The organism is Elusimicrobium minutum Pei191, from assembly GCF_000020145.1.
GTDB lineage: Bacteria > Elusimicrobiota > Elusimicrobia > Elusimicrobiales > Elusimicrobiaceae > Elusimicrobium > Elusimicrobium minutum.
Genome location: NC_010644.1, coordinates 1,159,910 through 1,184,093, shown reverse-complemented (window position 1 = coordinate 1,184,093; position 24,184 = coordinate 1,159,910). Strand labels below are relative to the sequence as shown.

Here is a 24,184-nt window from a genome sequence, read left to right as displayed (position 1 = left end):
TTATGGGTAAGTTAACAATAGCTGTCGTATACGGAGGCAAAAGCGTTGAGCATGAGGTTTCCGTCCATTCCGCCGCGGATGTGTGCGGCATTCTTTCCAAAAAATATAATGTTATAAATATATTTATAAGTAAAGAGGGGCTTTGGTTTGCACAGGAAAAGTGCGGCCCCGCCCAGCCTTCCGACATAAATGTAACGCCTGTATTTTCAAACGACTGTATGTTTCAAACCGCAGACGGCGGCACAATAAGCGCGGACGTTCTTTTCCCTGTTTTGCACGGTACTAAAGGGGAAGACGGCTGCATACAAGGTTTATTTGAACTTATGGAAACGCCTTACGTAGGCTGCGGCGTTATGGCTTCGGCCATAGGTATGGATAAAGAAGTAAGCAAAGTTTTAGCCGCTTATGCGGGCGTTCCCACTTTGCCTTATATAACTTTTAAAAAAGGGGACAGCGTTACCAAAGATTTTAAGGCCAAAACAGCCAAACTCGGCTATCCTGTTTTTGTAAAACCGGTTAATTTAGGCTCTTCCATAGGCATTACAAAAGTTAAGGAAGAGGCCTTTTTGGAAAAGGCCATAGAGTTCGCGTTAAAATTTGATAATGATATTTTGATTGAAAAAGGCGTGCAATCCCCCAAAGAAATATTTTGCGCCGTTTGCGGCGAGGGCAACAATACCGAATCCTCGTCTTGCGGGGAACTTATTCCCAACGGGCATGAATTTTTTGACTACCACTCAAAATATATTGACCCCAACGGATGTACGGTTAAGGTGCCGGCCTCGGTGTCTGAAGAAGAGGACAAACTTATGCAAAAATATTCCCGCATGATATTTAAAGTTTTTAAAGCCTGCGGTTTTGCCAGGGTAGATTTTTTATTGGGCAAGGACGGGCAAATTTACTTTTCCGAAATAAATACTTTGCCCGGTATGTCTAATGCAAGTTTATTTCCGCAGTTATGGCGCGCGGCGGGAAAAAAGTATGAAGATGTTTTAGATACATTAATAAATTTGGCGCTAAAACGCCGTGAACAAATAAAAACCCTTAAAACGGATAAAGAATGAAAAAAATATTAAAAAGATTTAAATTTCTTAACATTTACTTACAAATAATAGTTATTTTTTGTTTATGGGGGTTTTTAAAAAATGCTTATTTATTTATAACCTCCGGTTCGGAAGTTGAATACGGTTTTCGTATTTACGGAGGCTTTGCGGTAATTTTCGCCAGCCAGGTTATTTTTATTATGTACAGGGACTGGCGCGCGGCCTTTTTTTCCGCGCTGCAATGTTTTTTTGCCGTATTTTTGTATGAGGACTTTACATTTCTTCCCGTTATAAAACCGTTTTTTAGAATTGCTGTTTCTTTCCCTTATATGACGTTTAGCAAAATTTATTTCTTGCAATATTTGATGGTATCTATACTTCTTAGTTTGGAAATATTTAAAACGTTGGTTATTTATTATTCCTTTAAGAAAAAATGAAGAAAAAAAATAAAACAACAGTAGTGCCGCAAAACACAGGCGCCGCTTTTTTGCAAAAGGCGTGCGGGCATGTTATCGGCTGGGCTGTTTTTTTTATTTCGCTAAGCGTTTATGTAAGAACTTATGACATTGCCGCTGTTAAAATATCTTTATTTTTTTGCGCTTTGGCCGTTATGTTTAGCGTATGGGCAAGTTTTAAATCTTTATCTGAAAAACCTTTTAACAAGCAGCTTTTTTTAAGTTTTTTACCTTTTATTTTCTTTGCTTTATGGCTGTTTATCTCTTTTATTATTAATCCCTATAAAATAAGTTCTTTAGAAGATTTTTTGAAGCAATTTCTTTATATTTTTATTCCTTTTTTTATAGCCACATCATTTAGTTTAAAAGAAGTTGGCACGGTAGTAAAATTTTTAACGGCTTCCGCGGTAATTTGCTTTGCTTACGGATTTTTACAGATAACAGGCCTAGATATTATGCCTTGGGCGGATTTTTTTGGCAAAAGAATATTTTCCGCCTTAGGCAACCCCAACATGTTTGCCGATTTTGTTATTTTTATGAATTTTATAGTCTTGGCGCTTTATCTTAGAAAGTTTGAAAAAAAATATTTACTTTTGTTTGCTGCGGGGCTTGTTAACTTATATTTTACGGAGTCCAAGGGCGCGTGGCTCAGTTTTGGCGTGACTTTGGTTTTTTTCGTGTTTTTATATGTAAAATATTTCCCGTCAAATTTTATTAAAAAGCATTCAAAGTTTATATGGGTTGTTGGGGTTGTGTTGGCGCTGGCGTCGGTAATTTTGGTTGTTGTGTTCGCTTCTAAAAGAATGCAGTCCGTGGATTTTAGGGCAATTACATGGCGCGGCATAGTTCAAATGTCTGCGGATAAAGCTTTTACGGGCTATGGTACCGGCAGCTTTGCGACAGTGTATCCGACGTACCGCCGGGCCGAAATATTTTATATTGAGAAAATACATAATAATGAAACCCAGCACGCCGAAAATGAATTTTTGGAAGTTCTTACAGACAACGGAATAATAGGGCTTACTCTTTTTTTATGGCTTTTATATTTTGTTTTTTATTTAGCTTTTAAAAAATTTAAGGAATTGCGCCTTGACCCTAAATCCCAAGGGCCGCCGGCGTATTATTTGCTTGCTTTTGTTTCGGCCGCCGCGGCGATTTTAATACACAGTATTTTTGACGTAAGCATGCGTTTTGTATCCACGGGGTTTTTGTTTTGGGTTTTTATAGGCCTGATACTTGTGTTAAGCGGCTATGAAACGGTTGTCCGCCCTAAAGAGTTGGCGGGTAAGGGTAAATGGCTGACTGTGGCAGGGGCGGCGGTTTGGCTTATTTCAGCAGTTGCTTTGTGCTTTTTGGTATATATCTTTTCTGAAGTAATAGGCAGGGAAAGCATGCTCAATACAGGGCGCTTATTACTTAAAATACTTGCCTGGGCGGGTGTGACTACTTTATGTGGGGCGCTTTTATATTTATATTACAGGATTTTAAAAATCAGGCAAAGTGTTTTACCTTGCCTTTTTATACTTATAACACTGCCTTTCTTTTTTGCGGCCGAACGTTTCGTAAGGGCTGATTATTACACTAATTTGGGCAATTATTACGCCGGGCTAAATAATTGGAGCACGTCTATTAAATACTATATTAAATCCTTTAACACCAACCCTTTTAATCCTTCCGTTCGACAATTTATAGCTAACATAGCCATTAACCGTTGGAATAAATATAAAACGCAAGAGCCGGGTCTCGAAGATAAAACAGCCCTTTACCAGGATGATTTTGAGCGCGCTCTTTATATGTTTAACCTTGTTTATAAAGCGGCTCCCAACCATGCGCAGCTTCACCACCAATGGGGGGAATTATATTATAAAAAAGGCTATGATTTATATGATGATTACTTTATAAACAAAAAAGATAAAAGTGTATATGAGGAAGCGTCAAAATATTTTGACCTGGCTAAAGAAAAATTTGAATATTCCCTTTTAATAGACCCTGTTAACCCCGACACTTATTTTTATATGTCTAATATAGCTCTTATGCAGGGCAATCCGCAGGGCGCTTTGGAATGGGTTGATAAATATACCCGCGGCCCGTCAATGGTAAAGAATGATGAATATTTAAAAATAAATAAAAATAACGCCAAAGCGGCCCAAATGAGGCAAAATATTTTAAGGCAGGCGGGCCGTTATGAATAAAGTAAAACAAATATTAAATTTTGTTTTTTACGCGGGCGCTTTTGTTATCGCCCCTTTGTTTTTCTTTACGGATTTAACCCAAAATCCGTTTCAAATACAAACAAATGTTTTGATGTTTTCTTTAACGGGGATTTTTATAATTAACGCTAAAGACTTTCTTGTAAATAAGCAAGATAAAGCGTTTTTCTTTTTTATAGCCGTATTGTTTTTAACGTGGTTTATTTCCTTGCTTTTGGCTAAAAATTATTATGAGACAATAAAATACTCTATTCTTTCAAACGGTTTTATTTTGTTTGTATGGGCGGCATCCTACGTGGCGGGCAAGAGTATAAAAGAAAACGGCTCGAACTTAAAATTAAAAACTGTTATTAACACTCTTCTTATAACCGGGTTTATAGCCGCGTTTTACGGGTTAGCGCAAAAAGCAGGGGGGGAGGTAATATGGCCGGGTAATATCCGCGCCGGGGTTATAAGCACATTCGGAAACCCAAACTTTTTATCTTCTTTTTTAGTTGTACTGTTTTTCCCCGCTTTGTATTTGTTTTTAGAAAATAATAAAAAAGCTTTTTACGGCGTTGTTTTGCTTGTTTACGCTTTGTTTATTATATTATGCGGGGCAAGGTCCTCTTTACTCGCTTTAGCCGGCGGTATGGTTTTATTTCTGGTTTACGCGCCTTTCAGAAGCTATATAAAACAAAATAAAAAACAACTTGGTATTTTTGCGCTTATTTTGGTTGTTATTTTGACTGCTTTCCCGGCGCAAAATAAATTTTCCAAAATAAATGAAGTTAAAGATATTTTAAAAACCGAAAGGCCCATGGTTCAAAGCTATGACCAGCGTATAATGCTTTGGAAGGGCGCTTTTAAAATTTTTACCTCAAACCCCGCGGCCGGGGCGGGGTGGGGCAACTTTCAGCTTTTTTACGCCGTAAAGCAGGGGGAACTCCTTGCCCAAAAGCCTGATTTATATGTATTTAAAGTGCAGGGTAATGCGGCGCACAATTTTATTTTTCAACTGCTTGCCGAAAGCGGCGTTTTAGGCCTTGCAACTTTTATATTTTTTGTTGTTATCTTTGGTAAAAGAAGTGTTAGTTACTTTACTAAAAAAACTAAAAATAGAGATATGGTTTTTGCTTTGCTTGTGTCTTTGGCGGCGATGTTTGCTGATAATATGCTTAACATTACGCTTTTTATAACAATGCCCGCTTTTTTATTTTTCTTTATCTTAGGCATTCTGTCTTCTGAAATGGAGGAAGGCAAACCGGCCCCGGTTATTTGCTGTATATTTATATTTATTTTCACCGCCGCTTTGTTTTTTGACATAAAAATATTTATATCATCCGTAAAAGAACATAAGGCGGTAAGGGTTTTTAATAAAAACAATTACGTCTTGGCAAAGGAATATTTTACTTCCGCCCATAACGCTTACGGCGGTAATTATAACGCCCTTCTTTTACGGGGTAAAATAAACGCCGTGTTTAAAGAAAATAAAGCCGCTTTTGAGGATTTTGCCGCTGCTTCCGTCATAAACTCAGCTTATGACGAGCTTTTTTATAACGCGGCTTTGATGGCCTATTCTTTAGAAAAGTACCAAGACTCTTACCAAAATACCATTGCGGCCATTGAGCTTAACCCCGTAAAAAGCGATTATTATGTACTTTTATTAAACATCTTGCAGCGTGATAAAAAAACCGTAAACGCGGATTCTAAAAAAATATTTTTAACGCTTGAAAAAATATTGAAAAACACTTCTGAAGAAAGTGAAAATAAAGAAATTATAAAAGCCGTTCTTGCCGAAATAAAAAATAAACAAATATTTGACAAAGCATAAAACCTGTGGTATACTTTTGTTCGGAGAGTCGTCAAAATCATAAGGGAATACCCCTTAGAGGTTTGGATGAATCTTATTTTTTTAAATAATTTTATAAACGGTACGCTCGAAGTAAAGAGGCGTGCCGCTTTTTTGTCCATACTTCTTAATAACGGAGAATTTTAATGGACGAAATAATGCAATCCATAAAAGAATTAAGAAAAACTTTAGAAACTAAAATCGATTCATGCATTACTAAAGAAAAGGCTGAAAACATAGTTTCTGATTTAGTAAAAAAAGTTCACCCCGAACAAAGAAAGGCTTTACTTCCTACCTCGGCGGACGATGTTCTGGAACGTTTTGCCGAATTTTCAAAATCCTCAAAACACGCGCCTGAAAAACCTTGGACAAGCGATTACGGCAGAAAGTTTGGCAACATGAAAAACTTTCTTTTAGCGGCTAAAGACAGGCACGCTTCTTTCGCGGACAGCAAATCAGTTTTAGCCGAATCAGGCGCTGGCGGCGGCGGATATCTTGTTCCCACGGAATTTTCAAACCATGTTGCCCGTATAATGGCCGATATTTCACCCATTATGCAAATTGCCAACGTTGTGCCCATGGGCTCTTGGAAAAGGCAAATACCTAAGCAGATTTCTAATTTAAGCGTAGGCTGGGTTGCCGAGAACGGTGTAAGGGGCATTAATAACCCCGCGTTTGGGCAAATTGAACAGGTAGCAAAAGTAATGGCAACAGTTATCAAATGCACGGACGAGCTTATAAGAGACAGCGCCATTAATTTAACGCAGTTCTTATCCGAGCTTGTGGCTGAAGCCATGGCATTGGAAGTTGAAAGAGTTTCCTTAGTTGGCGACACGGCCGCCGGCGATCCTTTTAACGGCGTTTATAACACGGCAGGATTACAAAATGTAACAATGGGCGGGCAAAACGTTTCTTTTGATGATATTGCTAACTTAATTTTTCAACTAAACGATGCTAACGCCGCAGGCAGTGTTTTGGTCCTTTCCCGCACCGGTCTTAGCAAACTTTTAAAATTAAAAGACTCTAACGGCAATTATTTGTGGCAGCCCCCCGCGGGCGGCGCTCCGGCTACAATTTGGAACACTCCTTATGTCGTAAGCTCTAAAATACCTAATGATGTCGACGGTGATAAAACGATAGCTCTTTTCGGACGTTTTAATAAACACCTTCTTATCTCACCCAGACAGGAAATGGCGGTAAAAGTTTCACAGGACGCCTCTTCATGGAACGCGGCTTCCGAAACGGCCGACTCCGCATTTATGTTAGACCAAACCTGGCTGCGTTTTACTCAGGCACTTTCAATAGACGTTACATTCGGAAGCGCCTTTAGCTGCCTTAAATTCAAATAAATTAATTTTATACCGGTGTTACCAAATAACACCGGTATATAGGAAAAAATATATGACGCGATTATTAACCGGATTAGAGGAAGTTAAAAAATATTTAAACATTGGCGGCGAAACCCATGATGAGGTTTTACAAATATTAGTTGAAAGTTTATCCTCGGCTGTTGAGGTTTATTTAGGCCGTTTTGTTATTGAAAGGATTATAGAAACGGAATTTCATTTTTTTGACCGTCCTTCCAAAACGATGCAAACTAATTTTTATCCTCTTAAAGAAGTTTTTGAGATAACCTTAAATTCCGAGAAGATAAATCTTTCAATGTTTAATGTTGATAGAACTAACGGTATTATCAGAAAGATTGAAGGTTCTTTCCTCGGCACTGTTTGTATAAACTACAAAACGGGCATAGCGGATACAATACAAAACGTTCCCAAAGATATTAAACTGGCGCTTTGGCATTGGATAAAGCATATCTATTTAAAAAATGAGGGTAATATAAAGGCAGAAACGCTTGGCGATTACAGCGTAAGCTATGGTGAATATAACGATTCAATGCCTGAAATTACCTTAGATTTGCTTGAAAATTATAGGAAATTAGGGTTATGAGTTTTACTTCATTATTAAATAAAGTATGCGATATAGAGATTTCTTTGCAGGAGCAATCTCTAACCACGGGGGAAGTGAAACGAGCGTGGCAGCCTTTTTATAAAGGCATAAAATGCCGCCTTAGAACAAGAAGTTCGGCGGAAAAGATCACGGGCTTTTCACAATATAAACATTCAACCCATGTTTTATATCTCGAGTTTCTAAATATAGAGGAAAAAACCTCAAGAATAATTATAGAAGGCAAAATATATCATATAACCGGACAACTAAATATGGGCGGCGGGCACGAGTATTTATGCCTCTATCTGGAGGTAAAGGAATAATGTTTAAAATTAATCTTAATTCCAAGGATTTTAAAGATCTTTTTAAGGTTTTTAAAGAAAAACTTAAAACTTTTAATATTTATACGGATTTTAAGGATTCTGAAAGTATAAAACAAGCCCTGATAAAATTTTTAAAGGAGGGAAAATGCTGACAAAGGATTTGTACGGATATCTTATTTCAAACGAAAAATTATCTTCGCTGCTGTCAGCCTCAAGAGAAGACAGCAAAATATATCCTAACACGGCAAAAATAATGTCTTTGGCGCCGTTTATAGTTTACAGAAATAACAGCGGCATTAAAAGGGAGGAAATTTTAAAAGAAGAAACTATATCTTTTACAATAACATCTCTTCTTTTTGAAAACATTTTAGATATATCTCAAACGCTGTACGGGCTTTTCGAGGAAAGATCTAATTTGGAATTAGAAAATTGTTTTCTTTTCTATTCGGCCAGAACGGCTTGTTCTGACTATACGGACGACCTTAACAGAAATGTCCGTACATTAAGCTTTATATTCAAATATAAAAATAAACAGGAGTAAACTTTATGGCACTTACAAATATAGTAGTTGGCGTTCAGGGGGAAAATACCATTCAAGTAGCGCCTTATGGAATCGGGGAAGAAAATTCAAGAAACTTGGGTTTAATTAAAGGCGGCGTAACTATTGAGCACGATACTTCCCTTCAGGATATTATGGTAGACCAATACCTTGCGGCCGTTGACCAGGTGGTAACCTCGGAATCTTTAAAAATAAAAACAACTATGGCTGAGGCCACTTTAACAAATTTAGCCGCAGCCATGGGGCTTGAATATGAAGGCTCGGCAGGGCTTAACCTTACTACCGCAGACGGCGGGTATTACACGGTTTATATAAATGTTAAAGGCCCGAAGGGTAAAAACAGGAAATATACATTTTGGAAATGTAAAATAAACGGCAAAACAACACAGGTTTATAAAAGAGACGGTGAAACTGTTGCCGATATAGAGTTTAACGTTTTGGCTGATACGGAAAAGCCCTCCAACCAACGTTTTGGAACTGTAACCGAAGGTTAATCAAAATGCACATATTTATTGACAGAAAAAAAATAAAAATAAATATTTTAGGCCAAGATATTGAAATTAAGCCTTTTACCCTTAAGCAAACAATATGTTTAGGCAGTTTGATAGGCGGGGTTTTTAATGAGGTTTCCAAGGATAAAAACGGTAATTTTATTTTAAAAATTATTAAAGCCTCGTCGGAAAAAGATGCGGGCAGAATTATAAATATTTTAAGCAATTTCGCTTTAGATGAAAATTGCCCCATAGCCGAAAGTATTACCATGCAAGAGCTTTCCCTTCTTATCAAAACGATTACGGAAGTAAATAATTTTGAGGAGATTTGCGCAAATTTCAAATCTGCGTTCGAAAAGTTGAAAATTTAGACGCGGTTTCGAACGCCGTAGGGCTTGTAGCGTCCGTATTCGGGTATACAACCGAATATATTCTTAATCATTCCGTAAGCTGGCTTGTATGGGCCTGCCGGGCCGCGGCCAGGCAAAGAAAAGCTTTGGCCGGCGTTTTCGCGGAGGTGTTTTTACCCTCTGTGGAAACTACGGAAGAAACAGAAGAAAATTTAGAAAATATCGGAATTAAATATGAGTGAAACAGAAGCAGGTAAATTTTTTATAGAACTTGGAGCGGTTTTTAACCCCAAAGGTTTTGAAGAGGCCGAAACAAGAGCCGGCAAAACCACACGCGAAATAGGATGTTCTTTTGAAGAGCTTAGCGTTAAAACAAACGCTTATTCTAAAGCAATGGAAAACTTTATAAGCGGCGCGGCGGCAGGGTCAAACTCGCATATGCAAAAATTTTTTGATAAATCCTCTAAAAGTTTTTTAAATTTAGAAGATCTTACAAAAAAAACTTTCGCTTCCATTACCCAGTCTTTTACAAGCATGATAACGCAGATGATAGCAAAATCCGCTTTAAGCGGCGTTATGAACTTATTTGGCGGCGGAATAGGGGGGATGCTGGGGTCCAGAAGCAGCGGCGGCCCTATAGGCAAAACAGGCCCGTATCTTTTGCATGAAGGGGAATATGTTTTGCCTAAGGATGTGGTTTCTTCAATAAAACAATATTCAGTTCCAAATAGCGGCGGGGGCATAAACGGCGGCGGTGTTAATATTACGGTTAACACGCCCGTAACCGTAAACGGCGGCTTGGGCGGGCTTGATGCAAGAACACTGGCAGAAGAAGTTTCCTCCGCGGCAAGGCGGGGGGCTTCCTGGGCGGTGGAATACGCCAAAATTAACTATAAAATCGGCAAACAGAAAAGCACTGAGGTTTCTTTATGACTAAATACTCCTCCATTAATATCTATACCCCCGGTTTGTTTACAAAGTTAAATGCGCCCGATATTTACAACGGTTTTGAGTTTGAAGAATTATTTAAAGAATTTAGTGTAAATTTTGAAAAAGAAGAAACTTTTGACGCTTTGTTTTTTAAAGAAACTAATATTAAAACCGTTGTTTTAAAAAACGGGGTGGAAATATTTTTAAACAGGGAAATAATAGCGCCCAATATGTTTATTAATTTTAATGAGACAAGCGCCGTTTCTTTAAATATTACTTTAATGGCTGATGATCCTATTAGAGCCAGCGGTTTTAAGCTGGTAAAAAAACTTTTTAATTTAGGCAATACCTCAGTTTCTTTTACAAGGGCCGATTACAGTAAGCAAGGGCATTTTTATTTAAACAACGGCTCTTTAATGCTTTGGAAAGAATATCAAAAAGCGGGGGGAACCCTTGTAATAAGCAATTGCGGTTTTAAACTAAAAGAAAACTTATTAAAAGCTTTTGATAAATATTCTTTTTTAATTTTTGAACTTAACCCGGGGTTAGATGAAAGCGCGGTTTATGAATTAGCCCTTATAAAACCCCCTTCTGAAAAGTTTAATATTAAAACAGGTCTTTTTGATTTGGAACTAAACCTGACGGAGCGTTAATATGCAAAAAATATCCGAAAACTTAAAAAACGCTTTAGAACTTTCTAATCCCAAATATATAAAGAAGGCTTTTTTATTCCCCCGTAAGAAGGACCCCGGCGGCGGCTTTAATCCGGTGCAAGATATATCGGAAAAGATTGTTGAAATATCCTCAATTAAATGGAAATTAGACAATGAGGATTACGCCGTGTGGAATACTCCGAATACGGTTATAACGCTTTCAAATAAAAATAATGAGTTTAGGGAAGGAGGTTCTTTTTTTGAGGAAGATTCTATAATACACAAGAGTAAAATTATTATTTACGCCGGCGCGGTATGCCGGGGCGGCGCGGAAACGGTTCCTGTTTTTGAAGGATACATATTAAATTCGCCCGTTTATTACCCTGAGGAAAAAACCGTAAACTTTACTCTTTCCGGACGTCTTGCCGAGTTACAGGAAATTGATGCCGGCGAAATAAAATTAACCTCATTAAATGAGGAAGCTGTTATTTTAAATGAAACTTCCGTATGCACACAATTAACTTCCGTTTCCAAGATAAACGAAATAAGGCGCGGTTTTTGTTTTAATGACAGCGCGAATCTTCTTTCCCCATATGATTACGAGGTTTCTGATTTAAATATATATAAAACGCCGGCTGTAATTAGTTTAAAAAATCCGCTAAAGGAAAACGAAAAAATTTGGCTTTCATATTCCCATTGGTATGAAGATAAAGAAATGAACTGGATAATAAAACAAATAGCTGACGCCGCCATGCTAGATAAAAGAGATATACAGGAGGTTTCCTTCGGGTCAAATGTTATTAATAAATTTTCAGAAGGCGCGGGACTTCCTTTTAAAGGCAAATACGAAGGTACTGAATATAACAAGACAAGCGTTACATTATCATCCGAATTTCCTTTTGATGTTGATTTTGAATGGGAAGTTATGGAAACCACCTCAAGTGTTTCCTGGAATTTAACGGTAAACGGGGTGATGATAAACGGCTCTTTAAGCGACGCGTGTGTATCGGCAAGAAGCCGGCAGGACAAAGCCTGCGGAACGTGGCAATTTTCCGCATCTCCCGATTGGGACGGTGAAAGATGTTTTTACCATTTTATAAGCGATAACGGATTAAGGCAAAGTTCCAGCGGTTACGCTTTGTCTTTTGAAAGGCGTATAAACGGGTTTTTAATTTTAAGGATATACCGGGTAAATAACGGCGTTTTAGCCTTGTTGGGAAGTAAGGAACATTATTACGCTTTTAGGGTAAGCGACGTCTTTATAAGGATTGTAAGGTATGAAGACGGCAGCTTTCGAATATTTAGCCGCCCTACTAAAACGATAAATGTTTCATTTTGGACTGATCACGGCATTTTGTGTTCGGATAATACTTATAAAGTATCTAATTATCAAATAGCGGTTTTTTATTCACAGGCGGGAGGCAATAATATTTCCAATATTAAATACGCTTCTTTTACGCCGGACTGGTATTGTGATTACAGCCCGCAAGGCAGTTATACATCGGGGGAAATTGATTTGGGCGGCAATTTCCGCTCTTGGGATAAATTTGAACTTTCACAAACGGTATCTTCCGGGGTAGAAGCTGCCTGTGAGATACGATTTAAAGAAACCGAACACGGAGAATGGAGCGGATGGATAGCTATTTCTGACGGAGAAATTCCTTCCGGCCAGGCCCGTTACGCGCAATTAAGATGGCTGGCAAAGCTAACCGTTAACAACGCCTCTTTAAAACCTTATTTGCATTCCTGGTCGCTCGGATGGAGAAGCAGTAAAGCCAATATAGGAATGGTAAATACAAGCGGTATGAGCGCGCTTGATGTTATGAAAGAACTTTCCAAATTAAGCACCTTTGAAATAGGTTTTGACCGGGAAAGTAAATTTTTATTCCGCGCAAGAAATGAAGATAAAAATAATTATATTGAAGTAACTTCTAAAGATATTGTGCGGGTGGAAAATATTAATTCCGGCGTAGATTACGTTTATAACGTTATAAGCGCTGATTTTGGCGGCTATAAAGCGACAGCCTCTCCGCAAACAATGGGGGAAGGGTTTCCCGATTCAATTGATATTAACGGAAGGCGTGAGCTTAGTTTAGCTTCAGCTTCTTTACTGCCGCCGGACAGCGTTGACATGGCGGCCACTATATCAGCAATAGTTTACGATTATTTGAGTAAAAGAAAAAAACGTGCTGTTATTATAATCAAATTCCTTCCGCAATTGGATTTGGGCGATATCCTTAAAATAACTTACGCCGAGCCTCTTATAACAAACAAGCAGGATAAATCATTAAACGGTGTTTTTATGCGCATAGAAGGGGTTGAGTTTGACCTTGAAAACTGGCAAATGCGTATTGACGCCGTGGAGGTTTTATGACGCGTGAAGAAATTATAGAACAGCCTAAATTGTATATGGAAATACCTAAAACAATTATTTTTATTATAGCGGCGTTTATATCCTTTTCTCTTTGGCTGGCATCAACTATCACAACGCCTAAAAAGCTTGAAAATATTGAACAACGTTTAAATGCAGTTGAGCAAAATTATTTGGTTTTGAATTCCAAGATATCCGCTTCTTCGGAAGATATACGCGATATTAAACAAATACTTATGGGGGGTAAAAAGTGAACGATTTTGAATTAAGTAAAAACTTTTCTTTTTATGAACTGGCGAAAACCGATAATAAAAATTTTGCCGAATCTAACATTATAGAAGCCGCTATATATAAAGACGCGCTATACAATCTTTGCGCAGACATATTAGAACGGGTGTATGATATGTACGCTAAAAAACCGCTTATTACCTCGGCTTTCAGATGCGCAGATTTAAACAAAGTTTTGGGCGGCGCGCCTAACAGCCAGCATATAAAAGGCGAAGCGGCCGATTTTATTTTAGAAGAAGTTTCTAATGAGGAAATTTTTTTGCGTCTTAGAAATTCAAACCTTTTTTACGGCCAGCTTATATGGGAAAAATTTGGGGCCTCGTCTTGGATACATATAAGTTTAGGTTATCCGTATAGAACAAAAACAAGGTCTCTTGAAAGCTTTATTATAGAAGACGGCGCGGTTAAAGATTTTGGCAAGAAACAATGCTTATAAGACTTTTAAAACAGATTTTGGGAAGTAAAATATCCTTTTCTTTTGATATTTATAAGACGGGATATAAAGTCCCCAAGAAGGAGAAAAAATGATTAAAAAAATACTTAATTTTTTTGTTCCGAGTAAGTTAAAAAACCTTTTTTCCGGTTTACAAAACTTTTTATCGGGTAAAAAAACTTATATCGCAGCGGCGATAATTATGTTAGAAGCGCTTTTAATGTTTGTTGAGCAGTTAACAGGAATTAACGGCGTAACCGGGCTTGTTGATTTTATTAAAAACATAGCTTCTAACGAAGCCTTTATCCGCTTTGCGGAAGCGTTAGCGGTATTTGGTATACGCGCGGCGCTGCCTTCGGTTAAAAGAAGTTAGTACTAATGTGAACAAAAAACCCCGGGCGTTAACCCGGGGTTTTCTTATTATATTATTAAAAATTAAATTAAAAACAGAAAATGCACCGCAGAAGCAACAGCCGTGGATATCGCAAGCGTAAAAGCTATTATAACTACTGATTGCTTAATACCCGCTTCTTTTAACATAACAAAAACGGTGGCAGTGCAGGGCACATACATTGTCATAAACACGCAGGCCGTAACAAGTTGCGCCGCCGTAAGGTTAAACGGCGAAAGAAGAGCAATAGAAACGTCTTTCCTTAAAAATCCAAGCAGCATTACGGAAGAAGTTTCACCCGGTAAACCAAACAAAGCCTGCATAGGGGCCTGTGTTACTTTCGCAAGCCAGTCCAAAACGCCTGTCATTTCCGCTATATTAATTAAAAAGATACCGAAAATGATTAAAGGCACGGCGTCAAATAAATATTCTTTTATTCTGTACCATACTTTTATCAGCCAGTCCTTTATTTTAGGCATTTGCCAGGCAGGAATTTCCATAAACATATCAGGCGGGTTGCCTTTCATTATTTTATTTAAAAACGCGCCCGAGGCTAAACCCGTAATAAGTAAAATACCAAAAACCATAGCGACATATTTTAAGCCGTGGGGGGAAAGAATGGTTATAATCATTGCGCTTTGGGAAATGCAGGGCGCAAGCATTAATAGTAAAACTAAGGCTATAAACTTTTCTCTTTTGCTTTCCAAAATTCTTATGCCCATAACCGCAGGAACTTTACATCCAAGTCCCATTATTATAGGTATTGCCCCGTAACCGTGAATACCCACTTTATGAAGCATTGAGTCAAGCAGAACGGAAAGCCTGGGTAAATAGCCCAAATCAGCCAAAAATTCCAAAATAGCGTAAAACGCGATAACGTAAGACATAACGTCAATTAAAGCTATTTGCAGAGCGTCCGTTAATATGCCGAAAGAATTTTCCGACCCGCCGCCTACCAAAATAACGGTAAGCATTCCTTTATCCGCAAAGAGGGATGTTATAAACGGCAGATAATAGTTTTCATATAAAGGGGTTAGCGTGTCTATGGCGGTTTCCCCCGCGAAGCGTATTATAAAAAAACATATTGTTAATATTACCGCCGCTATCGGAAGGCCCGTTAACGGGCGGGTGCACCATTCTGCAAACATTTCCAACATTGAAGGATGTTTATGTTTTAAAGTTTGTGCTTTTGTAACAATTTCGCCTATAAGTTTCCACTTCCCTTCGTCTGTGGCGGGTATCTTTGGCGTTTCAAAGACGGTAAGGTTTTTAAGCAATTTTGTTATAGCGTGGGCGGCTGTTTTAAATCCTTCGCCGCTTAAGCCTTCAACAACAACAGTAGGCGTTTTAAGGATTTTGCTTACCATTCTGGGGTCAATTGTAATACCTTTTGCTTTTGCTGATTTATATTTGTTAATTAAAAATAAAGTAGGTTTGCCTAAAGCCAGCGCTTCGAGCGCAAAGTATAAAGAGCGTTCAAAATGGTGTGCGTCAAGCACGCATACCATAACATCGTAATCTTTTTTTAAAACAATTTCACAGGCTTCTTTATCGGCCTTGCTACAGGCTTCCAAATTATAAATGCCGGGTACGTCAAAAACCGTAACTTTCTCACTGCCGATACCGGTGGTGCTGTGTTTTAACGCTATAGTTGTGCCCGGGAAATTGGAGGACACCGCCTTAATCCCTGTAAGACGGGTAAAAATAACGCTTTTGCCCACGTTGGGATTGCCCACAAGCACAAGTTTTTTTACGTCAAATTTCACACGCACCTTTTCCGCCATTGAGCGGCCCAAAGCTACTTTTGTGCCCGCTACTTCAAGCACCATAGGGCTTTTGGATTTTTTTAAAACCATATGCGCGCCTTTGATAATTCCTAAGGAGGAGAATTTTTTTATAAGCTTGGGATCTTGAGAGGTTATTTCATGGACTGTAACGTTTGTATCCGGTCTTATTTCGGTAAGGGATATTATATTTTCTTCTGAATTTGCTTGCATTTTAAAGGCCCTGTTTTTTTAATCTGATTTAAAATTGTAAGTTATGCCTAACTTTAGTCTACCATAAAAGCCGCTATCTTGTAAATAAGAGCGGCTAAAATGTTGTTACGCTGAGATGCAGCTTACGGGGCAGCTTGATACGCAGGCGCCGCAATCAATGCAAACGGCTGGGTCAATTACTCTTTTGCCGTCCTGTTCGGAAATCGCGCTTACGGGACAGGTGCCTTCACAAGCTCCGCAGTTAATACAAACAGCACCGTCAATTTTATGTGCCATGATGTAAATCCTCCATTTAGTAATATATATACAAATTATAACATTTAAAAATACCAAATATTATTTTTACGGCTCGTCTAAAAAAGTTAGGTTTGATGAACAAAAAGGCATCCCATTTAAGCAGGTGTTTTTAAGGCAAAAAAATAAAGGGCTAGAGGGGGAAAGTTCTAGCCCTTTGTAAGATCCCTTCGGGGGGTAAAATAACGAAGGGTCCATGGGTAAAATAGTACATAAATCTATACCAATAAACATAATACATAACTATCAAAACAAATACTATACTGAAATTAATTATATTTGCATAATTATTTTATATTATATAAAAGTCATTTTACACAGTTTAATCATAAATTTATATATTTAATAGTATAATATTCATGACGGCATATTCAGGTTGGGAGAATAAATATGAAAAAAATATATTTTTTGTTAATTTTACCTTTAGCAGTATTTTCTTATGCCCAGGCGGAAAGCCAATCTAATCAAATGCAGTATACTGCTAAAGACGCTAAACAGATGACGGAAGATCCTTATAAAACCTATCCCGGTTATCTATTGGGTGAAAGGGATGGCGTAAAAGGCAGATACGTTTATGACACTTCTTTAATCCGTTCCGTAAGAGCGCAAAACGTTGACAGCGTAAAAACGCTTTTACGCGCCAGGGTTGACCCTAATGAAAAAAATGACGAAGGCTTTACCCCTTTGATAAAAGCGGCTGAAACAGGCAATTTGGAAATAATACAACTGCTTGTGGAAGCGGGCGCGGAAATTGATAGTCCGGCTCAATATGGCATAACGCCTTTAATGGTTGCCGCCGCCGGCGGGCACCACCAGGTTGTTTCTTATTTAATAAATAAAGGCGCAAGCGTGCACAGGCAGGACGTTTTGCTTAAAACGCCTCTTGCCCACGCCGCCGCCGGGGGCAATAAAAAGACGGTAAACATTCTTTTAAAAGCGGGCGCCAAAATTGAGCAAAAAGATAAAAGCGGTGAAACTCCTTTAGTTATAGCGCTTAGAACAGGCAACGATGGTTCCGCCGCCGCTTTAATAAATGCCAACGCTGACTTACAGGCTCCAGCGGGAAGAGATGTTACCGCTGATTTTTTAGCTGAAAGCTACGCTGGAAGTTCACAGGTGCAAAAAGCCATAAAGCAGAAAGAAAAAGAAGCTGAAAAAGCCGCTAAAGCGGAAGCTAAAAAGGCCGCTAAAGAAGCTAAATCCGACGTAAGCGCGGTTAAGGCGGACGCCTCTAAAACCAAATATATAGGTACGGAAACAACTTTTAAAAAAGCAGAGGATATTTCTTTTGAAAATAATCTCAGAATATCCGGCAGCACGGAGGATATGAAGCAATATGAAAGGCCCGACGCCGAGATGGACGAAGGTTTGATTATTGAAAAAGTGCAGCCCATAATTTTAGAAAAGAAGAAAAACTAATAATTTTTACCCCCGCAAAGTCTTTTAAAGACGCGCTTTAAATTTTAACTGAAGTTAAATTTTAAAACTTAGCGGGGGTTTTTATTTTATCTTATTAATAATTTCACGCACTATTTGTAATGCGTTTGTATATCAGAATTTTTATTTTTTAAAACTTCTGCACCAGTCAAAAAAACGGTGCCATTTTTGGTATAAATCCATGGCTTCAAGCGCAGTAATTTGAGGGTTAATTACCCTGTGGGCGTTAAAAATTTCCCAAGAAGACACGTCAACTCCGTCTTCTTTAGCCATAAGACATACGGCGCCCATGGCGGTGGTTTCGTTTTCGCAGGTTTGGGTGAGCTTTGTGTTTAAAATATCAGCCTGGAATTGCAAAAGAGAATGGTTTTTTGCAAACCCGCCCGATACTTTAACATTATCAATTTTTACATTGGCTTTTTGAATGTAAAAAGCGATGTCGGCAAGCATAAAAACAAGGCTGTTAACGCCGCCTGCTATAATATCTTCCTTTTTGCTTGCCGTTGTAAACCCGGCCATTACGGTAGGCGTTTCAAAATCCCAGTAAGGCGCGCCTATTCCGCCGAAAGCTGGCAGGAAATAAACGGGGTTTTTGCTTCTTTGGTAAATATCGTCTATATCATTTAAATCAAAATTTATGCCTACGCTGTTAAGCCATTGGAAAATGGCGCTTGCCGCGTTAACGGGGCCTTCAAGCATAAAATTTTTCGGGTTAGTTTTTGTGGACGGCCCTACAGAAGTTAAAAGGCCCGGTATACTTTTTAAATTTTTATCCGTGTTAACAAGTAAAAAAGCGCCTGTGCCGTAGTTTATAATAGCGTCGCCTTCTTTTTCAGATCCTATGCCTATGGCGGCGGACTGCTGGTCCCCCACGCATACTTTTATCGGTATTCCTTTATAACTGCCGTAATTATCAACGGTATTTTTTATTTCGGGCAAAGCATTTTTGGGTATATTAAAAGCGGCAATAAGGTCGTCATCCCAGGTAAAAGTGTTAATGTTAAAAAGCAGCGTTCTTTGCGCTAAAGTAGGGTCAACCGCAAAAACTTTTTTACCAGTCAGATGCCATATTACAAAAGTGGCCACAGGCGCTATTAAAAGGGCGCCTTCCTCAGCCGCCTTTTTGGCCTGGGGATAGTTATTTAAACACCATGTTATTTTAGAAGCCGAATAAAACGGCGTTTTATATAAACCCGTTTTTGCGTGAATTTCTTCCTGGCTCATTTTTACTTTATTTGCGTATTCGGCTCCGCGGCCGTCTTGCCAGGTTAAAACGGGGCATAAGGTTTTGCCAGTATTTTTATCCCACAAAACTATTGTCGAGCGCTGGCTGGAAACCGCCATTGATTTTATTTTACCGCCGGGATTTTGCTGCATTATTTCCTCAAGCAGGTTAAATTGCTGGAGCAAAAGCTCCTCCCCGTCGTATTCGGCCAAGTTAAGGCCTAAGTGTTTTGGGGTAAGCTCCCGGTATTTTTTATGGAGTGTTTTGCCCTCGGCGTTTACAATAAAAACGCGCGACCCGCTGGACCCCTGGTCCAGCACAAGATAATTTTTTTCTGTGTTCATAATTACATTATATATTAAGGCTTGCTTAAATACCACTTGTTGGTTTTTAATAAAGACGTTCCCGCTTTTTCAAGGGAAAGAAGGTCTCTTTCCGCTTTTTTTACGTCAAAATCAGGCTCGGTAAACTGCGCGCCTAAAATACCTAAGCCGCTATGTTTAAGTGCGCCTTTATCAGTCATAAGCCCGATATCAATACCTTCGGCAAAAAAGGCAACGCGCCCTTTGTCCGAACCGAAAATATCTTTACCTAAAGCCGTATAAGGGCTTTCAATACCCGCGAGATTATATATAGTGGGCAGCAAATCAAGCTGGGAAACGGTGTAATTAATTGTTTGCGGTTTTAATATTTTAGGAGCGTAAATAACAAAAGGTATTTGCATTCTTGTTTTAATTGTGTCACGGCCTTTTTGTCCTTGCCCGTGGTCGGATAAAAAAATAAAAACAGTATTGTCAAACCAGCCGTCTTCTTTAGCTTTTTTAATAAGCTCGCCTATGGCGAAATCAGCGTAGTATAAGGAGTTAAGATATTCATTTTCCCAACTACCCCTGGGGTATTTTTCAAACTCTTCCAAGGTGACGGTAAAAGGATCATGCGTTATTGCGGTAAAAGTAAGGGCTAAAAATTTATCATGTTTTTTCACTTTATCAGCCGTAAACATAAGCATATCGTAATCATAGCCGAAGGAAGCATTTTCCCTATAAGGAAGCAAAACGGGAATATCTTCCCTGCCGAAACTGTCTTGCATATCCAAAAGGCCTGAGGCTAAAGCGCACATCCTGTAAGAATCTCTGTGCGAGGCCTGTGCGAAAATTGTGTAATATCCCCGCTCGTTAAAAGGGCGGCCTATTGCGGTGATATCAGAAAGTTCCAGCCCGTAACCGAAAACGGGAAGGCTTGGCAGCATAGGCACGCCAGCGAAAGCCGCCCCAAAGCCGAATATGCTTCTTGCCCCGGCGGAGTAAGCGTTTGTCATATTAACGCCGTTTTTTACGATATTGTCAAAATTAGGCGTAACGCCGTAATTTTTGCCTTGCAAAGAATCAATATAAAAAGGGCTCCAGCCTTCCAAAAGGACTACAAAAAAATTATATTCGCCTGCGTTTGTTTTTTTGGGACTTATGCGCATTAAAGGGAAATCTTTATTTACAAGAATGTCTTTCGGCTCAAACAGAATGTTTTGCGCGTTTTCCAAAGCTTCGTTTAAAGGAAAGTTATTTACAAGTTCAACCTTACCCTTTCTTGTGGTGTGGAAAGAGGTAAATACCCCGTTTAAAGTAAGATTAGCGGCGGCGGAATTTGCGGCGTATAAATAAACGTCCGCAATGCCTATGGCTTTACGGGCGAATTTTGTGCCGCTTTCATTAGTTACCAAAATCCTGCCGCGTATTCCGAAGATAATTAAAATTATTATTACTGCGGAGGTTAAGGCGGATTTAAAAATATTTTGCGTTTCCGCACGGGAATATATATCTGCCATTTTGTTTACCGCCGCAATTAAAGCGGCGGCGAAAACAATTATTGCAAGCAAAAGTAATTTTTTGCTAAAAACATATTGGAATATAAACCCGGCGTCATTGCCTAAAATAAGAATTTCTTCGGTAATATGCTTAAAAGAGTAGCCGAAATAAATAATATCAGCCGCTAAAAGGCCTGTAACAACGATAAAAACAAAAGCGAGTAAGAATAAAACTGTTTTTAAAAAAATCTTTGATTTTACGGGCAGGTTAAAAAGCAGTAAAAGCGGCCCCGCGAATAAAGCTATTATGCCGAAATCAAAGCGCAGCCCGTTTAAAAAAGAAAACAAAATTTCAGTTTTGGTAAGTTCTTTAAAATAGTCTGGATAAATAAGCAAAAGAGCCAGCCTCGCCAAAGTAAAAACAATCGCAAATCCCGCCGTTATAATTAGGGAGATTTTAATTTTTGACGGTGTTTTTTGCATACTATTTTTCAACCTTTTTTATTTGAAGCTCGTCCGAAACGCGGTTAACGCCAAGCTCTTTAAGGCGGGCTTTATCGTCTTCCGGTACGGAAGGGTCGTCCAAAAGCGCTTCTATTGAGCATTGCGTAGGTACAAGCGTTTTTTTAATAAGATTTTTTTCTTTTAAAAATTCTATAACTTTTTCTTTGTCTTCAAAATCTAAAAATTCTTTTTGTTTAAGCTCAACTTTGTAATTTGAGCCGAAATGTTGGTTGTAGTTGTTTTGTTTCATTAAGGAAATAATTTCTTTTTTTAAAGAAGAATATTTTTGCCCCGTTTCGGCAAGTTCGTCTATTTTTGAAGATAAAATATCCTCATTTGTTACCGGGATATCTGAAAATACAGGCTTTTCCGTTTTTTGAAACTGCTCAAACTCCATACCCGTAAAAACAGGGCACATTGCTTTGTAATCGCACCAGCGGCATTTGCTTTCGGAAGGATCTGGGTTAAAGTTTTTGCCGCGTATTTCATCGGCGGTTTTTAAAACGCCTTCCCAAAAAACATCAATTTCTTTTTGGGGGGCGGGCTCAAAATCCATAACTTTTAATGACGGTAAATGGTAAAAGGAAAGTTTTTCAATTTTTACTTCCGTTTCTTTGCCCTCTTTTTCATTTATGATGTTTTTTAAAACAGGAGAGTTTTGCATTACCTTTTGGTACATATAAAGCTGGTCGGGCTCGCGCTGTACGGTTTTGCCAGTTTTATAATCCGTAATCGCCAACGCTCCGTTGCCAAAATAATCAACACGGTCAATAATGCTTATGAGGGAAAGATTATCAATATCTAAAGTTGTTCTAAATTCAACGGCTAAAGGAATAAAAAAACTGTCTTTATGTTTTTGGTAGTAAGATATTAAAATGCGGCGGCCTTCGTCGTATCCTTCAAGCTCTTTGGAAATGCTGGCATAGCCTTTGTCCTGATAACTTGTGCTGCGCCAATCGGCGTCAAAAAAATCTAAAATTTGTTCTAAGGAAGGAAACGGCGGCTGTTTAACGCTGTAAATAAACTCAAGCGCTTTATGCATGGCCGAACCGAACGCGAAATAATATTTGGGAGCTTCCGGTATTTTATGTATATAACGGAATTTATATTTTTGCGGACACTCGCGGTAAAGCGTCATTTTAGAATAGGAAAACGAAAGTTTAGATGTAGCCATTTTACTGCCCTTTATTAAAGTTCTGATAATAAAGTGTATCATTTTATTATAAAATTATAAATGAAGCGCAGTCTTGTTTTATACCAGGATTGCCTGTCGGGAGATATTTTATCATGGATTATAAACAATTAGCCGGACAAATTTTACAAATAGCCGGCGGAAAAGAAAATATAACGGGCGTTTCGGTTTGTATGACCCGTTTAAGAATGGGTGTAAAAAACAGAAAAATAATTGACGTTGAAAAAATTAAAGCCATTGAGGAAGTTTACGGAATTGTGGATAACGGGCTGCAGCTGCAGGTTATTCTGGGGCCCGGTAAAGCGGGCAAAGTGGCTGATGAGTTTGCCAAATTGGTTTCAATGCCTTTGGGGACGTCTTCAATAGCATATACGCTAAGGGAAGAGTTAAAAGAAAAAAACCAAACCCCCGCTAAAGTCATGCTTAAAAAAATAGCTAATATTTTTATTCCGTTAATACCCGCTTTTGTGGGCTGCGGTCTTATAATGGCCGTTAACAATATTTTAATTAAATACGCGCCGGGCTGGAGCGTAACCAATTTATCCCAGATATTAAGTATATTCGGCAACGCGGTTGTTGTGGGATTAAGCGTTTTTGTGGGCATTAATACCGCGCGCGAATTTGGCGGATCGCCAATGATAGGCGGCGTTATGGCCGTTATTTTAACAAACCCTATGCTTGCGGACATTAAACTGTTTGGCGAAAACCTTGTGCCGGGCCGCGGCGGTGTTATAGCTGTTTTAATGGTGGTTATTTTCGCCAGCTGGCTTGAAGTTAAAATACGGAAGCTTATGCCTAACTCTTTAGATTTATTTTTGACGCCCGTGCTTGTTATTTTAATAGCGGGTACCGCCGCGCTTATTGCGCTGCAGCCTTTAGGCGGTTTCCTGTCTTTAGGTATAGTGCAGTTTGTTAACTTTGCCATAGCCAAAGGCGGCTTTGTGGCGGGGTATTTGCTTTCATTCGCGTTTTTGCCGCTTGTTATGCTTGGTCTTCATCAAGGGTTAACCCCGATACACGCGCAGCTAATTGAGGTGTATGGATATACTGTTTTATTTCCTATACTTGCCATGGCCGGCGCGGGCCAAGTGGGCGCGGCCATAGCTGTTTTAATTAAAACAAAAAATAAAAAACTTAAAAAAACAATTTGGTCGGGCCTCCCCGTTGCCGTGCTTGGCGTTGGCGAACCTTTGATTTACGGCGTTACACTGCCATTGGGCAGGCCATTTTTGGCCGCTTGTATAGGTGGAGGTTTCGGCGGCGCTATTGTGGCGAGTTTTCAGGTAGGCGCTTTTGTTATAGGCGGTATATCGGGCATTCCTTTAGTTCCCCTTACAACAATGCCTGCGGTGTACCTGGCGGGGTTGTTTGTTTCTTATATTTGCGGGTTTATCGCCGCCTGGTTTATCGGCTTTGAGGACCCGGTGGTTTTTTAATTTAAAGCCCCTTTTTAAGG

24 protein-coding genes are annotated in these 24,184 nt (G+C 38.9%); 19 read left to right on the top strand and 5 right to left on the bottom strand.

Annotated elements, in window-relative coordinates; genetic code table 11:
• Positions 1–2 precede the first annotated feature (2 nt).
• From EMIN_RS05560 to EMIN_RS05480, 17 genes are all read left to right on the top strand, one after another.
• Positions 3–1,064, top strand: a complete 1,062-nt coding sequence (locus EMIN_RS05560; RefSeq protein WP_012415257.1) for a D-alanine--D-alanine ligase family protein — start codon at positions 3–5, stop codon at positions 1,062–1,064.
• Positions 1,061–1,480, top strand: coding sequence for a hypothetical protein (locus EMIN_RS05555; RefSeq protein ID WP_012415256.1), 420 nt, complete (start codon positions 1,061–1,063; stop codon positions 1,478–1,480). The genes EMIN_RS05560 and EMIN_RS05555 overlap by 4 nt, the downstream gene beginning before the upstream one ends.
• Positions 1,477–3,690: an O-antigen ligase family protein gene (locus EMIN_RS05550; protein WP_012415255.1), complete on the top strand. Its 2,214-nt coding sequence runs from the start codon at positions 1,477–1,479 to the stop codon at positions 3,688–3,690. The genes EMIN_RS05555 and EMIN_RS05550 overlap by 4 nt, the downstream gene beginning before the upstream one ends.
• Positions 3,683–5,521 (top strand): O-antigen ligase family protein, encoded by a 1,839-nt coding sequence (locus tag EMIN_RS05545; RefSeq protein WP_012415254.1) that lies wholly within the window; start codon positions 3,683–3,685, stop codon positions 5,519–5,521. Before EMIN_RS05550 ends, EMIN_RS05545 begins: the two co-directional genes overlap by 8 nt.
• 164 nt (positions 5,522–5,685) lie before the next feature.
• Entirely contained in the window at positions 5,686–6,888 is a 1,203-nt protein-coding gene (locus EMIN_RS05540) for a phage major capsid protein (RefSeq protein ID WP_012415253.1), read from the top strand.
• Positions 6,889–6,940: 52 nt separating this feature from the next.
• Positions 6,941–7,489, top strand: coding sequence for a phage head-tail connector protein (locus EMIN_RS05535; RefSeq protein ID WP_012415252.1), 549 nt, complete (start codon positions 6,941–6,943; stop codon positions 7,487–7,489).
• Positions 7,486–7,812 (top strand): phage head completion protein, encoded by a 327-nt coding sequence (locus tag EMIN_RS05530; protein ID WP_012415251.1) that lies wholly within the window; start codon positions 7,486–7,488, stop codon positions 7,810–7,812. Before EMIN_RS05535 ends, EMIN_RS05530 begins: the two co-directional genes overlap by 4 nt.
• A 145-nt stretch (positions 7,813–7,957) precedes the next feature.
• Positions 7,958–8,353 (top strand): hypothetical protein, encoded by a 396-nt coding sequence (locus EMIN_RS05525; protein WP_012415249.1) that lies wholly within the window; start codon positions 7,958–7,960, stop codon positions 8,351–8,353.
• A gap of 5 nt (positions 8,354–8,358) precedes the next feature.
• Positions 8,359–8,865: a hypothetical protein gene (locus tag EMIN_RS05520; protein WP_012415248.1), complete on the top strand. Its 507-nt coding sequence runs from the start codon at positions 8,359–8,361 to the stop codon at positions 8,863–8,865.
• Positions 8,866–8,870: 5 nt separating this feature from the next.
• Entirely contained in the window at positions 8,871–9,233 is a 363-nt protein-coding gene (locus EMIN_RS05515) for a hypothetical protein (protein WP_012415247.1), read from the top strand.
• Positions 9,191–9,454 (top strand): hypothetical protein, encoded by a 264-nt coding sequence (locus EMIN_RS05510; protein WP_041691271.1) that lies wholly within the window; start codon positions 9,191–9,193, stop codon positions 9,452–9,454. Before EMIN_RS05515 ends, EMIN_RS05510 begins: the two co-directional genes overlap by 43 nt.
• Positions 9,447–10,145, top strand: coding sequence for a hypothetical protein (locus EMIN_RS05505; RefSeq protein ID WP_012415246.1), 699 nt, complete (start codon positions 9,447–9,449; stop codon positions 10,143–10,145). Before EMIN_RS05510 ends, EMIN_RS05505 begins: the two co-directional genes overlap by 8 nt.
• Complete coding sequence (locus EMIN_RS05500; RefSeq protein WP_012415245.1) at positions 10,142–10,795, top strand: hypothetical protein; 654 nt, start codon at positions 10,142–10,144, stop codon at positions 10,793–10,795. The genes EMIN_RS05505 and EMIN_RS05500 overlap by 4 nt, the downstream gene beginning before the upstream one ends.
• 1 nt (position 10,796) lies before the next feature.
• Positions 10,797–13,169 (top strand): hypothetical protein, encoded by a 2,373-nt coding sequence (locus tag EMIN_RS05495; RefSeq protein WP_012415244.1) that lies wholly within the window; start codon positions 10,797–10,799, stop codon positions 13,167–13,169.
• Complete coding sequence (locus EMIN_RS05490) at positions 13,166–13,420, top strand: hypothetical protein (protein ID WP_012415243.1); 255 nt, start codon at positions 13,166–13,168, stop codon at positions 13,418–13,420. Before EMIN_RS05495 ends, EMIN_RS05490 begins: the two co-directional genes overlap by 4 nt.
• Entirely contained in the window at positions 13,417–13,890 is a 474-nt protein-coding gene (locus EMIN_RS08330; protein WP_012415242.1) for a D-Ala-D-Ala carboxypeptidase family metallohydrolase, read from the top strand. Before EMIN_RS05490 ends, EMIN_RS08330 begins: the two co-directional genes overlap by 4 nt.
• Before the next feature lie 88 nt (positions 13,891–13,978).
• Positions 13,979–14,260, top strand: coding sequence for a hypothetical protein (locus tag EMIN_RS05480; RefSeq protein ID WP_012415241.1), 282 nt, complete (start codon positions 13,979–13,981; stop codon positions 14,258–14,260).
• Positions 14,261–14,322: 62 nt separating this feature from the next.
• Here the strand turns inward: EMIN_RS05480 and EMIN_RS05475 are convergent, their stop codons facing one another.
• Both EMIN_RS05475 and EMIN_RS05470 read right to left on the bottom strand, forming a co-directional pair.
• Positions 14,323–16,275, bottom strand: coding sequence for a FeoB small GTPase domain-containing protein (locus EMIN_RS05475; RefSeq protein ID WP_012415240.1), 1,953 nt, complete (start codon positions 16,273–16,275; stop codon positions 14,323–14,325).
• A gap of 105 nt (positions 16,276–16,380) precedes the next feature.
• Positions 16,381–16,551 carry an indolepyruvate ferredoxin oxidoreductase subunit alpha gene (locus EMIN_RS05470; RefSeq protein ID WP_012415239.1) on the bottom strand — a complete coding sequence of 57 codons (171 nt, stop codon included), beginning with the start codon at positions 16,549–16,551 and terminating at the stop codon, positions 16,381–16,383.
• Between the two features lie 408 nt (positions 16,552–16,959).
• Here EMIN_RS05470 and EMIN_RS08325 point away from each other — a divergent pair, with 408 nt between their 5' ends.
• A complete protein-coding gene (locus tag EMIN_RS08325; RefSeq protein WP_012415238.1) occupies positions 16,960–17,988 on the top strand; it encodes an ankyrin repeat domain-containing protein in 1,029 nt (342 codons plus the stop codon).
• 141 nt (positions 17,989–18,129) lie between these two features.
• Here the strand turns inward: EMIN_RS08325 and EMIN_RS05460 are convergent, their stop codons facing one another.
• Genes EMIN_RS05460 through EMIN_RS05450 form a run of 3 tightly spaced genes read right to left on the bottom strand, consistent with a single transcriptional unit; the run spans position 18,130 to position 22,710 of the window.
• Complete coding sequence (locus EMIN_RS05460) at positions 18,130–19,575, bottom strand: FGGY family carbohydrate kinase (RefSeq protein ID WP_012415237.1); 1,446 nt, start codon at positions 19,573–19,575, stop codon at positions 18,130–18,132.
• 14 nt (positions 19,576–19,589) lie between these two features.
• Positions 19,590–21,515 (bottom strand): LTA synthase family protein, encoded by a 1,926-nt coding sequence (locus EMIN_RS05455; RefSeq protein ID WP_012415236.1) that lies wholly within the window; start codon positions 21,513–21,515, stop codon positions 19,590–19,592.
• Between the two features lies 1 nt (position 21,516).
• Positions 21,517–22,710: a RecB family exonuclease gene (locus EMIN_RS05450; protein WP_041691269.1), complete on the bottom strand. Its 1,194-nt coding sequence runs from the start codon at positions 22,708–22,710 to the stop codon at positions 21,517–21,519.
• A 113-nt stretch (positions 22,711–22,823) separates the two neighbouring features.
• On the opposite strand from EMIN_RS05450, the gene EMIN_RS05445 reads away from it, so the two are divergent.
• Positions 22,824–24,164: a PTS transporter subunit EIIC gene (locus EMIN_RS05445; protein WP_012415234.1), complete on the top strand. Its 1,341-nt coding sequence runs from the start codon at positions 22,824–22,826 to the stop codon at positions 24,162–24,164.
• The last annotated feature ends 20 nt before the right edge of the window (positions 24,165–24,184 follow it).

What these genes read in the sequence shown, in the direction of transcription:
- EMIN_RS05455 (WP_012415236.1), bottom strand. Translation starts at nt 21,515, where the DNA reads ATGCAAAAAACACCGTCAAAAATTAAAATCTCCCTAATTATAACGGCG.
- EMIN_RS05515 (WP_012415247.1), top strand. Translation starts at nt 8,871, where the DNA reads ATGCACATATTTATTGACAGAAAAAAAATAAAAATAAATATTTTAGGC.
- EMIN_RS05535 (WP_012415252.1), top strand. Translation starts at nt 6,941, where the DNA reads ATGACGCGATTATTAACCGGATTAGAGGAAGTTAAAAAATATTTAAAC.
- EMIN_RS05450 (WP_041691269.1), bottom strand. Translation starts at nt 22,710, where the DNA reads ATGGCTACATCTAAACTTTCGTTTTCCTATTCTAAAATGACGCTTTAC.
- EMIN_RS05480 (WP_012415241.1), top strand. Translation starts at nt 13,979, where the DNA reads ATGATTAAAAAAATACTTAATTTTTTTGTTCCGAGTAAGTTAAAAAAC.
- EMIN_RS08325 (WP_012415238.1), top strand. Translation starts at nt 16,960, where the DNA reads ATGAAAAAAATATATTTTTTGTTAATTTTACCTTTAGCAGTATTTTCT.
- EMIN_RS05460 (WP_012415237.1), bottom strand. Translation starts at nt 19,575, where the DNA reads ATGAACACAGAAAAAAATTATCTTGTGCTGGACCAGGGGTCCAGCGGG.
- EMIN_RS05530 (WP_012415251.1), top strand. Translation starts at nt 7,486, where the DNA reads ATGAGTTTTACTTCATTATTAAATAAAGTATGCGATATAGAGATTTCT.
- EMIN_RS05470 (WP_012415239.1), bottom strand. Translation starts at nt 16,551, where the DNA reads ATGGCACATAAAATTGACGGTGCTGTTTGTATTAACTGCGGAGCTTGT.
- EMIN_RS05550 (WP_012415255.1), top strand. Translation starts at nt 1,477, where the DNA reads ATGAAGAAAAAAAATAAAACAACAGTAGTGCCGCAAAACACAGGCGCC.
- EMIN_RS05505 (WP_012415246.1), top strand. Translation starts at nt 9,447, where the DNA reads ATGAGTGAAACAGAAGCAGGTAAATTTTTTATAGAACTTGGAGCGGTT.
- EMIN_RS05475 (WP_012415240.1), bottom strand. Translation starts at nt 16,275, where the DNA reads ATGCAAGCAAATTCAGAAGAAAATATAATATCCCTTACCGAAATAAGA.
- EMIN_RS05555 (WP_012415256.1), top strand. Translation starts at nt 1,061, where the DNA reads ATGAAAAAAATATTAAAAAGATTTAAATTTCTTAACATTTACTTACAA.
- EMIN_RS05525 (WP_012415249.1), top strand. Translation starts at nt 7,958, where the DNA reads ATGCTGACAAAGGATTTGTACGGATATCTTATTTCAAACGAAAAATTA.
- EMIN_RS05540 (WP_012415253.1), top strand. Translation starts at nt 5,686, where the DNA reads ATGGACGAAATAATGCAATCCATAAAAGAATTAAGAAAAACTTTAGAA.
- EMIN_RS05520 (WP_012415248.1), top strand. Translation starts at nt 8,359, where the DNA reads ATGGCACTTACAAATATAGTAGTTGGCGTTCAGGGGGAAAATACCATT.
- EMIN_RS05445 (WP_012415234.1), top strand. Translation starts at nt 22,824, where the DNA reads ATGGATTATAAACAATTAGCCGGACAAATTTTACAAATAGCCGGCGGA.
- EMIN_RS05545 (WP_012415254.1), top strand. Translation starts at nt 3,683, where the DNA reads ATGAATAAAGTAAAACAAATATTAAATTTTGTTTTTTACGCGGGCGCT.
- EMIN_RS05495 (WP_012415244.1), top strand. Translation starts at nt 10,797, where the DNA reads ATGCAAAAAATATCCGAAAACTTAAAAAACGCTTTAGAACTTTCTAAT.
- EMIN_RS05560 (WP_012415257.1), top strand. Translation starts at nt 3, where the DNA reads ATGGGTAAGTTAACAATAGCTGTCGTATACGGAGGCAAAAGCGTTGAG.
- EMIN_RS05490 (WP_012415243.1), top strand. Translation starts at nt 13,166, where the DNA reads ATGACGCGTGAAGAAATTATAGAACAGCCTAAATTGTATATGGAAATA.
- EMIN_RS05500 (WP_012415245.1), top strand. Translation starts at nt 10,142, where the DNA reads ATGACTAAATACTCCTCCATTAATATCTATACCCCCGGTTTGTTTACA.